This is a genomic window from Vibrio sp. V04_P4A5T148 (assembly GCF_963875605.1).
GTDB lineage: Bacteria > Pseudomonadota > Gammaproteobacteria > Enterobacterales > Vibrionaceae > Vibrio > Vibrio anguillarum.
The window spans coordinates 110,501-122,651 of record NZ_CAWNMS010000036.1 but is presented as its reverse complement, the minus strand read 5'-3'; the positions used below and the strand labels follow the sequence as shown (position 1 = coordinate 122,651).

Genomic DNA, 12,151 nt, shown 5'->3' with positions numbered 1-12,151 from the left:
TGGTTGTCCTTAACTGCTTTTTATCTTTAAACCATACTTTGTCTGTAAATCACACGCTTGGCGTAACGATCGGTAGAGAGACTGAAAATCGCGCCCCACACTGCGGTGAACTGGTCATCGTTAACTCACCGTCCATGCTTTGTATTATCTGCTGTGAAATCGACAAGCCTAAGCCTAAGCCATTTTTTTTCGTGGTGAAAAACGGTTCGAAAAGATGGGCTATTTTTTCTTGTGTAATTCCCGGGCCGTTATCATCAATATGGATCAACACTTGAGAGGCCTTGCACTCAGTGCTCAAACGAACGCATTTTTGATGTTGTTCCTCAAGGGCCTGCATCGCGTTGGTTAGCAAGTTAATCAAGACTTGTTCTAGTTGGATTGGATTGACACGCACCCAAAGATCCATCGCGGGTAATTCCATCTCAAACTGAATCAAATTCGATTTAAATTGCGGTTGCATCAACTCTTTTGTCGACAAAATAATCGGTAATAATTGCGCGTTCACTTTCTCATCGGTGTTACTTTTTCGCGCAAACGATTTGAGCTGTTCACTGATTTTAGCCATGCGTTCGGTGAGCGCTGAAATGCGAGTCAAGTTGTCATCGGTCCGTTCCGGCTTACCATTGGCTAAAAAACGCCGCCCATTGTCGGCAAAACTGCGGATAGCGGCCAGTGGGTTATTCAGCTCGTGACTAATACTGGCGGACATTTGCCCAAGCACAGCCAGTTTCGCTGCTTGGATCAATTCATCTTGAGTTTGGCGTAACATGCTCTCTGTTTTACTTCGCTCCGCAATTTCCGCGTGCAGTGCAGAGGTTCGCTCCATCACCAGAAACTCTAATTTTTGTTTTGCTTCAGACTGTAACTGTTCGATTTGGCGCTGTTTGAGCTGGCGGTGATGAACCAGTAATAGCCCTAAGTAGACGATGGCAAACAGCATGCTGTTGATCAGAGTAAATCCAAAGCTATCCCAGAAAATGTTTATTTTGGGAGATAAAACCCGAATGTTTAGCCCGATACTGGGCAGCGGTTTGGTTGAAACGATGAAATCGCCTTTAATCCAAGTTTGATAAGGATTTTCCCATTCGGCAACGGATGCGCTAAAATCGCCGCTCAATCCGAGTGAGCGAATGGAGGTATCAAGATATTGGCGGCTATTTTGAACCGCAATTCGATCGCTTTCGCTCAGCATGGCAACACTTTTAAACAGCCACTCCGGTTGGCTGGACATGAAAATAATGTTGTTGTCGTCGGTGGCGACAAAATAGCTTTGTTTGCTCTGCCAGTTTTCCTCAATCGCGGAAAGGTCCATCTTTACTACCACTACGCCAATGACATCTGCGGCATAAACGATAGGGTAGGAGTAGTAATATCCTCGTTGCCCCGATGTTGATCCTAACGCAAAATATTGGCTCTCTTGCCCAGTTATGGCCGTTTTAAAGTAAGGCCGCCAAGCGAAGTTTCGGCCAATAAATGAATGAGTGAGGTGCCAGTTACTTGCTGCGATCGTGTTGCCATATTGGTCGATGAGATAGGTGTCAGCGGCTTGAATCACTTCATTGACCTGTTCTAAATAGCGATTAGTGATTTCAATTTGGGCGCTATTGCTGGGGCTGTGTAAAGCGTCAATGAGTTCTTTATCTTTGGCTAGCAATCTTGGGATATGTGCATATTTATCAAGTTTTGTGGTGATGTGGCTAGAGAATCGCTCTAGCTGAGCTTGATGTTCAATCAATAAACTTTGGTAGTTGTGCCGCCAAACAAAATGCGCCCCAGCCGCGGTAGACAAAAGGAATAACGTTACAAAAATAAGGTTTACTCGGCGAATATGTAGCATCCTTTCTCCATGTTCAGCGGCGCGACAAGGGCAGTTCTTTTGCGAGAGATATCCATTTTTGCAAGTGATAATGCTCCCAGCATTGACTCATAATTCTACTGGTTTTCCTTTGGGTGATGTTTAAAAAGAGCGCAATTGTGGGGGGCAAAACAGGAGCAAGATCTCTTTTTACGCTTTTGGGGTAAAAAAAGCCTCGATTCCCTTGAAAAAGCCTTTATTGTCCCCATTTCAAAACTGTGCTTTTTCACGTTGGTGGAATTTTTAGCACTTAGAAAGCAATTTAGGGTACGGAATCATCTCTCTGCGGTGATTGGCTCGACAGCACGGATTCAGGTCGGTAGAATGTCGCGTCTAAATTTTCTGTCCTGAGACTAATCAGAGACACCTTTAAGACAGATTCGAGTCACTAAAGATGTCGCTTATTAGTCCAATGTTGGTTTTTTTCACCAATATTGATGCTGGTTTTAAAAGAAGTGTTCGGATAGAGCACAACACAAGGATGCAGCCAAGCACAAGGCATCGCCTAAGTTGCGGCTCATATTGCTCAGAAATACTGGGCCAGTTTTGAGGTTTATAAATAATGCAAGTTACTGTTGAAACGCTAGAAGGCCTAGAGCGCCGTCTGAATATTACTGTTCCTGCTGCTAACATCGAAGATGCAGTTACAAAAGAACTACGCAATATCGCTAAGAATCGTCGTTTCGATGGTTTCCGCAAAGGCAAAGTGCCTTTGAAAATGGTTGCGCAAATGTACGGTAAAGCGGTACGTCAAGACGTCATGGGCGAAGTGATGCAACGCCACTTCATTGAAGCTATCGTAAAAGAGAAAATCAACCCAGCAGGCGCACCAACATTCGCACCAGTTTCTATCGAAGAAGGCCAAGACCTTGTTTTCAATGCAACTTTTGAAGTATATCCAGAAGTTGAGTTAAAAGGTCTAGAAAACATCACTGTTGAAAAACCAGCGGTTGAAGTGAAGGAAGAAGACGTTGCTGAGATGCTAGAAACGTTACGCAAGCAACAAGCAACGTGGAAAGAAGTAGACGCAGCTGCGGAAGCGGGTTCGCGCGCGACGATCGATTTCGTTGGTTCTATTGATGGCGTTGAGTTTGAAGGCGGTAAAGCTGAAAACTTCCCTCTAGAAATGGGTGCAGGTCGCATGATCCCTGGTTTTGAAGACGGTATCGTTGGCAAAACCAAAGGTATGGAATTTGAAATCGACGTTAACTTCCCTGAAGATTACCACGCGGAAAATCTAAAAGGTAAAGCGGCGAAATTCGCAATTAAAATCAACAAAGTTGAAGTGCGTGAATTACCAGAGTTAAACGACGAGTTCGTTGCCAAATTCGGTGTCGCTGAAGGTGGCGTTGAAGCGCTGAAAGCTGAAGTTCGCAAGAATATGGAACGTGAACTTAAGCAAGCAGTAAAAAACCGCATTAAAGAGCAAGCGATTGAAGGTCTAGTCAAAGAGAACGATATCAATGTTCCTTCTGCACTGATCGATCAAGAGATCGACGTACTGCGTCAACAAGCTGCACAACGTTTTGGCGGTAACCCAGAAGCGGCCGCTCAACTACCACGTGAATTGTTCGAAGAACAAGCAAAACGTCGCGTAGTGGTTGGCCTACTTCTTGGTGAAGTGATCAAGTCTGAAGAGCTAAAAGCTGACGAAGATAAAGTGAAAGCATTGATCGAAGAGATGGCAACAGCGTACGAAGATCCAGCTGAAGTAATGGCATACTATTCTCAAAATCAGCAAATGATGAACAACATGCGTAACCTTGCTCTAGAAGAGCAAGCAATCGACGCGATCATTGCTAAAGCACAGGTTTCTGAAAAGGCTGTTAGCTTCAATGAGCTAATGAACCAGCAACCTGCTTAATAAGCAATATGTAGCGTAGGTGGTTGACTACAGGTTAACTATTCTGCTAACAATGGTCCGTGTGATACCCATCATTCGGGCCATTTATTTTAGGGACATAACAATATGAGCTACCAAGAAAAAAACGCAATGTCGCCAATTTTTGACGCGCTAGTACCCATGGTGGTTGAGCAGACTTCCCGCGGTGAGCGCTCATACGATATTTATTCTCGCCTACTCAAAGAACGAGTGATTTTCTTAACGGGTCAAGTTGAAGATCACATGGCTAACCTTGTTGTAGCGCAGCTGTTGTTTTTAGAATCGGAAAACCCTGATAAAGATATTTTCCTCTACATCAACTCGCCAGGAGGTAGTGTGACTGCTGGTATGTCAATTTATGACACCATGCAGTTCATCAAGCCGAATGTTAGCACTGTTTGTATGGGCCAAGCTTGTTCAATGGGAGCATTCCTATTGGCTGGTGGCGCTCCGGGGAAACGTTATGTGTTACCTAACTCACGCGTGATGATTCATCAGCCGTTAGGTGGTTTCCAAGGCCAAGCTTCGGATATCCAGATCCATGCTCAAGAGATCCTTACCATCAAGCAAAAACTCAACAAATTGCTTGCTGAGCATACAGGCCAACCGCTTGAAGTTATCGAGCGTGATACCGACCGTGATAACTTTATGTCTGCTGACCAAGCTGTGGAATACGGTTTAGTCGATGCAGTCTTGCGTCACCGTGGCGAATAACAGTTCTCAGAATTGTTTAACGCATTTTGGCGTAATTTGAGTTACACTCAGACGATTAAAAGTAAAGGCTAAGAGGTTAGCGAATGACAGACAAAAGCAAAGAGAGCGGTAGTAGTAAACTGTTGTATTGCTCTTTCTGTGGCAAAAGCCAGCACGAAGTTCGCAAGCTGATCGCCGGTCCTTCTGTTTACATCTGTGATGAATGCGTTGATTTATGTAACGACATCATTCGTGAAGAGATTAAGGATGTTCTGCCAAAAAAGGAATCTGAGGCGTTACCTACGCCGCATAAGATCCGTGAACATCTTGATGACTATGTGATTGGCCAGGAACATGCAAAAAAAGTGCTCGCAGTGGCCGTATATAATCACTACAAGCGTTTACGAAACGGTGATAAAACGAGCGATGGGGTTGAGTTAGGTAAGAGTAATATTCTTCTTATTGGCCCAACAGGTAGTGGTAAAACACTGCTTGCAGAAACATTAGCTCGCTTCCTAGACGTACCTTTCACAATGGCAGACGCCACCACATTAACTGAAGCAGGTTATGTCGGCGAAGATGTTGAAAACATCATCCAAAAGCTGCTGCAAAAATGTGATTATGACGTTGCAAAAGCGGAACGTGGTATCGTCTACATCGATGAAATTGATAAGATTTCTCGTAAAGCAGAAAATCCTTCAATTACACGAGATGTCTCAGGTGAAGGGGTTCAGCAAGCGCTGTTGAAATTGGTGGAAGGCACTATAGCTTCAGTTCCGCCGCAAGGTGGCCGTAAGCATCCACAACAAGAGTTTTTACAGGTAGACACATCCAAAATCCTCTTTATCTGTGGTGGTGCATTTGCGGGCCTAGATAAAGTGATTGAACAACGTGTTGCGACAGGTTCAGGTATTGGCTTTGGTGCGGAAGTTCGCTCTAAAGATGAAACCAAAACTATCGGTGAGTTGTTCAATCAAGTAGAGCCTGAAGATTTGGTAAAATATGGGTTGATCCCTGAATTTATCGGTCGTCTTCCCGTAACGGCTACCTTGACAGAGCTGGATGAAGAAGCTCTGATTCAAATCTTGTGTGAGCCGAAAAACGCGCTGACGAAACAGTACGCAGCCTTGTTTGAGTTAGAGAACGTTGACCTAGAGTTTCGTGAAGACGCATTGCGCGCCATTGCAAAAAAAGCAATGAACCGCAAAACGGGCGCACGTGGTTTACGCTCTATATTGGAAGGTGTACTACTCGAAACCATGTATGAACTGCCATCGGTAAACGATGTCAGCAAAGTGGTTATCGATGAATCAGTCATTAATGGTGAATCACAACCGCTACTAATTTACAGCGGAAATGAGAGCCAAGCGGCTGGCGCAGAGTAAATCTCAATCAGAAATATTTTAAGGAGGTAGCAAATACCTCCTTTTTTTTATTCTGTTATTGAATCCAGTGAGTTAGCCCCCATATACTCGGTAATCAGTTGAAGCGGAAGAGAGAATAATATGAACTTGGAACGTTCCGAGCGTATCGAGATCCCCGTACTACCTCTACGTGACGTGGTGGTTTATCCTCACATGGTCATTCCTTTGTTTGTTGGCAGAGAAAAATCCATCCAATGCCTTGAAGCGGCGATGGATAACAACAAGCAAGTGTTACTTGTGGCACAAAAGCAAGCGGAAACCGACGAACCGAAAATTGAAGATCTTTTTGAAGTCGGGACAGTTGCAACGATTTTACAACTTCTGAAATTACCTGACGGTACCGTGAAAGTGTTGGTTGAAGGCCAACAGCGAGCGAAAATTGATCGCTTCATCGAGCGTGAATTTTTCTCCGCAGAAGCGCAGTATCTTGTCACTCCTGAGTTGGATGATAAAGAGCAGGAAGTCGTCGTTCGCAGCGCAATCAACCAATTTGATGGTTTTATCAAACTCAATAAGAAAATCCCGCCTGAAGTATTAACGTCGTTAAATGGGATTGATGAAGCAGCGCGTTTGGCTGATACCATCGCCGCTCACATGCCATTGAAATTGATTGAAAAACAAAAAGTTCTCGAAATTGTTGATGTCAGTGAACGTTTGGAATTTTTAATGGGACAAATGGAAGCGGAGATCGATCTATTACAGGTTGAAAAACGCATTCGTGGTCGCGTTAAAAAGCAGATGGAAAAATCTCAGCGTGAGTATTACCTCAACGAGCAGATGAAAGCGATTCAGAAAGAATTAGGTGAGATGGATGACGCACCTGATGAATTTGAAATGCTGAAGAAGAAGATTGACGATTCCAAAATGCCGCAGGAAGCGCGCCAAAAAACGGAACAAGAGCTGCAGAAATTAAAGATGATGTCTCCAATGTCTGCAGAAGCAACCGTTGTGCGTAGCTATATTGATTGGATGGTCAATGTTCCTTGGGCAAAACGTTCAAAAGTTAAGAAAGATTTGGCAAAAGCTGAAGAGATTTTAAATGCCGATCACTACGGTTTAGATCGTGTCAAAGAGCGTATTTTAGAATATCTCGCGGTACAAAGTCGTATCAACAAGCTGAAAGGGCCAATTTTGTGTCTTGTTGGTCCCCCGGGCGTTGGTAAAACGTCTCTTGGCCGCTCGATAGCGGCGGCAACAGGTCGACAATATACCCGTATGGCGTTAGGTGGAGTGCGTGATGAAGCAGAAATTCGTGGTCACCGCCGTACTTACATCGGTTCTCTTCCGGGTAAGTTGATTCAAAAAATGGCGAAAGTTGGCGTGAAAAACCCACTGTTCCTGCTTGATGAAATCGACAAAATGTCTTCAGATATGCGTGGTGACCCATCTTCCGCATTGTTGGAGGTGCTTGATCCTGAACAAAATAGCACCTTTAACGATCACTATTTAGAAGTGGACTATGACTTGTCTGATGTCATGTTTGTTGCGACATCAAACTCAATGAACATCCCAGGTCCGCTGCTTGACCGTATGGAAGTTATCCGCCTTTCCGGATATACAGAAGACGAAAAGCTGAATATTGCTAAACGCCATCTAGTGACTAAGCAAGTTGAGCGGAATGGTTTGAAGCCTCATGAAATTGTTATCGAAGATTCAGCCATCATTGGTATTATCCGTTATTACACACGTGAGGCGGGCGTACGAAGCTTAGAGCGAGAGATTTCAAAAATTTGCCGTAAAGCGGTGAAGAAAATCTTGTTGAATAAAGACATAAAAACCGTGGTAGCCAACCAAGAGAATTTAAAAGAGTTTCTAGGTGTGCAACGTTGTGATTTTGGCAAAGCCGACGACAGTAACCAAATTGGCCAAGTTACGGGTTTAGCATGGACAGAAGTAGGCGGTGATTTGCTGACTATTGAAACCGAATCAATGCCTGGCAAAGGTAAGTTGACGCAAACTGGTTCTCTAGGCGAGGTGATGCAAGAATCCATTCAAGCTGCGATGACGGTGGTTCGCGCACGCGCCGAGAAATTAGGGATTAACGCTGATTTCTATGAAAAGCGTGACATTCACGTTCACGTGCCAGAAGGCGCAACACCAAAAGATGGCCCAAGCGCGGGTATTGCTATGTGTACGGCGCTTGTCTCTAGCTTGACGGGTAATCCTGTGAAAGCGGAAGTCGCGATGACGGGTGAGATAACGTTGCGTGGTGAAGTATTACCTATCGGCGGTTTGAAAGAAAAACTGCTCGCAGCACATCGTGGTGGTATCACCACCGTATTGATCCCAAAAGAGAATGAGCGTGATTTGGAAGAGATCCCTGCAAATGTGATTGCTGATCTAAAAGTCATTCCCGTTCAATGGATTGATGAAGTTTTGAAGATCGCACTTGAACGAGACCCTTCTGGGGTTGAATTTGAAGCTAAAAAATAGTGATGTGCAGCAAAAATAAGTAAAAGATCACGCTGATAGGCTTAAAAAGGCTTGTCAGCGTTTTTTTTGGGCGCTAACGTAAGCCCCTATAGCTTGCAGCCCAGATGTAATAAGGCTTCAAGCTAGTTTGGGAACTTAATGGAACGAAAAGTCACCGTTAAAAAATAATAATGGGTGACGCAAAGGGGAATCACAGTGAATAAAACACAATTAGTAGAAAAAATCGCAGAAAACGCTGACATCTCTAAAGCATCGGCAGGCCGTGCTCTTGATGCATTCATCGAAGCCGTTAGTGGCACTCTTCAATCTGGCGATCAAGTAGCGCTTGTTGGCTTTGGTACATTTAGCGTTCGCACTCGTGCAGCGCGCACGGGTCGTAACCCTAAAACGGGTGAAGAGATCCAAATCGCAGAAGCAAAAGTACCTGCTTTCAAAGCAGGCAAAGCGCTTAAAGACGCTTGCAACTAATCAAAATCGTTATTTTTTTGCGGCTTAAGCGCAAAATTAATTCGAACCTTTTGAAATTATGCGCATCCTACTGATGCGCATTTCTTTTTCTGATATTATCGCGCTATTCAATTTTTAGGCTGAAGTGTGAAGCTTCTTATCCGGAGAGCAGTTAGATTATGATGGATCGATTACGCGAAGGCGTGAACAGCATCGCGGTGAAAATTATTCTAGGAATGATTATCTTATCATTCGTATTCGCAGGTGTCGGTAGCTACTTGGTCAGCGGTGGCAGTAATGCTGCGGCTAAAGTTGGCAATAGTGAGATTGGCCGTGGTGAATTTGAACAAGCGTACCAGAACGAGCGCAATCGCATGCAATCCCAATTAGGGGATTATTTTGCTAACTTGCTCGCTGATCCTCAGTATGTCGAGTCATTTCGTAAGTCAGTGCTTGATCGTATGGTTAACGATTTATTGTTGGAGCAGCATGCACAATCACTAGGTTTACGAGTGAGCGATGATCAGGTTCGTAAAATGATTTTAGACATGCCTCAATTCCAGACAGGCGGTAAGTTTGACCAAGAAATCTATCAAGCGGCTCTTCGCCGTGCAGGTTTCTCTGCTGAAAGCTTTGCAGAATATCTACGTCGTGATCTTATCCGTAACCAGTTACTTAGTGCTATCCAAGGTAGTGAATTTACGTTGCAGGGTGAGGTTAATCAGCAAAGTGAACTGATCTCTCAAACCCGTGATATCCGTGCGCTCACATTGTCACTCAGCGACTTTGCTAAAAATGTTGAGTTGAGTGATGAAGAAATTACTCAATATTATCAACAAAATGCAGAGCGCTATACCCGTCCAGAGCAGGTTAAAGTGGCTTATATCGAGCTTTCTGCCCAACAATTGAAAGACCAAATTGTAGTGTCTGATGAACAGGCCGAGCAGTACTACCAAGAGCATTTAGACAAATACTCCACTCAAGCACAACGTAAAGTAAGCCATATTTTGGTTCAAGGTGATGATAAAACTAAAGCACAGGCAATTCTCGATGAACTGAATGCTGGCGCTGATTTCGCGACTTTAGCGAAAGAAAAATCAGAAGACGTAGGAAGCGCAGAAGAGGGTGGTTCGCTAGGTTGGATTGAACATGATGTGATGGACCCAGCTTTTGAACAAGCAGCCTTTGCTATCGAACAGATAGGGGATATCACAGGGTTGGTCAAATCTGAATTTGGCTATCACATTATCCGTCTTGATGATGTTAAAGCCCCTATCGCACAGCCCTACGCACAGGTTGCCTCTGAAATCAAAGCTGAAATGGTAGACCAAAAGGCCGCAGATCAGTTTTATGAGTTGCAGACTAAGCTAGAAAAAGTGGCATTTGAATCACCTGACTCTCTGGATGAAGCAGCAAACGCTATCTCAGCTAAGATTCAGAAAACCGATTTTATTTCTCAGCAAGATGCGCCTGAAATTCTTAAAAATCCAGCTGTTCTTCAAGCTCTTCTAAGCCCAGAGGTAAAAGAAGATAGGCTCAATTCTGAGGTATTAGAAGTTGCCCCAGAACATGTTATCGTTGTTCGTGTTGATGATGCTCGGGAACAAATAGTTCTTCCTTTGGCTGAAGTGAAAGAGCAAGTGGTTACTCAGCTTTCTAAAGTCAAAGGCGAACAACAAGCGATTGAGTTAGCCACAAAATTGATTGATACCCTAAAGCAAGGTGACCAATCCTTATTGGAACAGCGTGGGTTAAAATTTGCTGAGTTGGAAATGATTGATCGTAGCTCTCCATTGGCGAGTACGGTGTTTTCTCTCCCTAAACCCGCTACAGATAGTGTGGTTTACGGTCAAGCGAAAGCAATGAACGGTGATATTGTTCTTGTTGAACTACATAAGGTTGAGGCTAAAGTCACACCTCAGTACAACGATCAAATTACGGCTCAGTTAGAGCGCATCGGTAGCCAACGTGATTTGGCTGCGATACTTACAACTTTGCGTAAAAATACAGACATTGAATATTATGTTGTGAGCCAATAAAGGCTAGTAATGTAATTGATATGAAACTCAAAATGGGCTGCTTATGCAGCCCATTTCAATTTCTACCTTTTTGATTCCCTCTCATTTCCAAGCTCAATTAATATTGGTACCCATTAATAAACAAGGAAATGTTCATATGAAATTGAAAACAAAACTCGGGTTGTTACTTCTAAGTATCGTATTGCCTCTTTCACCGACATTAGCAGAAGAAAAGGTGGTAGAAACGCACCAAGGCATTGAAATTACGGTTAATATAAATCAGGCTTCCGCTGAGGAAATTGCTACTTTGTTGAAAGGTATTGGACTTAAAAAAGCACAAGCGATTGTTGAATATCGTCAACAAAATGGCGATTTTAAAACCAAAGAAGATCTGAGCTTGGTGAAAGGCATTGGTGCCGCTACTGTCAGGCAAAACGCTGAGCGTATCATTTTATAAAAGTCTCTATCAAAAGCGTCGCCCCCTAAAAGCGACGCTTGTATCACTGTGAAATTTCAGTCATATCACCATTCCTTCCTAGCGCCTGTAACGGATAAGCACTATAATTTGTCGCCGACAAAAGCGAGCAAGCAAGCCGCATAAAAACTAAGTGGAGTAAATCATGTCCTCTCACACTCCGGTAATTACCGTAGATGGACCAAGTGGTGCAGGTAAAGGCACTCTTTGTATGTTGTTGGCTAAGAAATTAGGCTTTCATTTGCTCGATTCTGGAGCTATTTACCGCGTTCTTGCATTGGCGGCGATTCACCACGGTGTGGATACGGAGTCGGAAGAAGCGCTTGTTCCTCTGGCGACACATTTAGATGTCCAATTTATCGCAGAAGACGACTTGGTTAGAGTGATTCTTGAAGGTGAGGACGTATCGAAAGAATTGCGCAAAGAAGAGACAGGAATGGCGGCATCAAAAGTAGCGGCATTGCCTAGAGTTCGTGAGGCATTATTACGTCGCCAACGAGCCTTTGCGAAAGGGCAGGGACTGGTTGCTGATGGACGTGATATGGGCACAGTTGTGTTTCCTCAAGCAGAAGTGAAAATATTCCTCGATGCCAGTGCGCAAGAGCGAGCCCAACGTCGCTTTAAGCAGTTGCAACTCAAAGGGCTAGATGTTAAATTTGACGCCCTTTTAAGCGAGATCCAAGAGCGTGACGACCGAGATCGTAACCGCCCAGTGGCCCCATTACGCCCTGCAGAGGATGCGCTATTGCTTGACTCAACCTCAATGTCTATCGACGAAGTTGTAGAAGAAGCATTACAATATGTAGAATCTAAGCTGGCAGAGTAGTTCTGCTAGGTAAGAGCGTCGGTCGCAAGGATGATGACTGGCGAATTTAATAACCCCATGCGGTAGGATACCCATGGAAGTTTAATTATTGAAGATTA

General features: G+C 44.0%; 9 protein-coding genes. 8 read left to right on the top strand and 1 reads right to left on the bottom strand.

What is annotated here, in order from left to right:
- Nucleotides 1-49: 49 nt before the first annotated feature.
- Nucleotides 50-1,837 carry a sensor histidine kinase gene (locus AACT18_RS07570; protein WP_094125694.1) on the bottom strand — a complete coding sequence of 596 codons (1,788 nt, stop codon included), beginning with the start codon at nt 1,835-1,837 and terminating at the stop codon, nt 50-52.
- A gap of 580 nt (nt 1,838-2,417) precedes the next feature.
- Between AACT18_RS07570 and tig the strand changes: the two genes are divergently transcribed.
- The 8 genes from tig to cmk all read left to right on the top strand — a co-directional run bounded on the left by tig (nt 2,418) and on the right by cmk (nt 12,053).
- On the top strand, nt 2,418-3,719 hold the full coding sequence (tig, locus tag AACT18_RS07565; protein WP_013857186.1) for a trigger factor: 1,302 nt from the start codon (nt 2,418-2,420) through the stop codon (nt 3,717-3,719).
- Nucleotides 3,720-3,824: 105 nt separating this feature from the next.
- Nucleotides 3,825-4,451, top strand: coding sequence for an ATP-dependent Clp endopeptidase proteolytic subunit ClpP (gene clpP, locus AACT18_RS07560; RefSeq protein ID WP_010317461.1), 627 nt, complete (start codon nt 3,825-3,827; stop codon nt 4,449-4,451).
- An 83-nt stretch (nt 4,452-4,534) separates the two neighbouring features.
- A complete protein-coding gene (gene clpX / locus AACT18_RS07555; RefSeq protein ID WP_013857185.1) occupies nt 4,535-5,815 on the top strand; it encodes an ATP-dependent protease ATP-binding subunit ClpX in 1,281 nt (426 codons plus the stop codon).
- A 120-nt stretch (nt 5,816-5,935) separates the two neighbouring features.
- Complete coding sequence (lon, locus tag AACT18_RS07550; protein WP_013857184.1) at nt 5,936-8,287, top strand: endopeptidase La; 2,352 nt, start codon at nt 5,936-5,938, stop codon at nt 8,285-8,287.
- Nucleotides 8,288-8,482: 195 nt separating this feature from the next.
- Nucleotides 8,483-8,755 (top strand): HU family DNA-binding protein, encoded by a 273-nt coding sequence (locus AACT18_RS07545; RefSeq protein WP_026027116.1) that lies wholly within the window; start codon nt 8,483-8,485, stop codon nt 8,753-8,755.
- A 158-nt stretch (nt 8,756-8,913) separates the two neighbouring features.
- Nucleotides 8,914-10,773, top strand: a complete 1,860-nt coding sequence (gene ppiD / locus AACT18_RS07540) for a peptidylprolyl isomerase (protein WP_094125589.1) — start codon at nt 8,914-8,916, stop codon at nt 10,771-10,773.
- A 136-nt stretch (nt 10,774-10,909) separates the two neighbouring features.
- Complete coding sequence (locus AACT18_RS07535) at nt 10,910-11,209, top strand: ComEA family DNA-binding protein (RefSeq protein ID WP_017044597.1); 300 nt, start codon at nt 10,910-10,912, stop codon at nt 11,207-11,209.
- Between the two features lie 163 nt (nt 11,210-11,372).
- Nucleotides 11,373-12,053, top strand: coding sequence for a (d)CMP kinase (gene cmk, locus AACT18_RS07530; RefSeq protein WP_094125588.1), 681 nt, complete (start codon nt 11,373-11,375; stop codon nt 12,051-12,053).
- The last annotated feature ends 98 nt before the right edge of the window (nt 12,054-12,151 follow it).

Coding starts and splice junctions, on each gene's coding strand:
- AACT18_RS07570 (WP_094125694.1), bottom strand. CDS start 1,837: ATGCTACATATTCGCCGAGTAAACCTTATTTTTGTAACGTTATTCCTT.
- lon (WP_013857184.1), top strand. CDS start 5,936: ATGAACTTGGAACGTTCCGAGCGTATCGAGATCCCCGTACTACCTCTA.
- clpP (WP_010317461.1), top strand. CDS start 3,825: ATGAGCTACCAAGAAAAAAACGCAATGTCGCCAATTTTTGACGCGCTA.
- AACT18_RS07535 (WP_017044597.1), top strand. CDS start 10,910: ATGAAATTGAAAACAAAACTCGGGTTGTTACTTCTAAGTATCGTATTG.
- ppiD (WP_094125589.1), top strand. CDS start 8,914: ATGATGGATCGATTACGCGAAGGCGTGAACAGCATCGCGGTGAAAATT.
- tig (WP_013857186.1), top strand. CDS start 2,418: ATGCAAGTTACTGTTGAAACGCTAGAAGGCCTAGAGCGCCGTCTGAAT.
- cmk (WP_094125588.1), top strand. CDS start 11,373: ATGTCCTCTCACACTCCGGTAATTACCGTAGATGGACCAAGTGGTGCA.
- clpX (WP_013857185.1), top strand. CDS start 4,535: ATGACAGACAAAAGCAAAGAGAGCGGTAGTAGTAAACTGTTGTATTGC.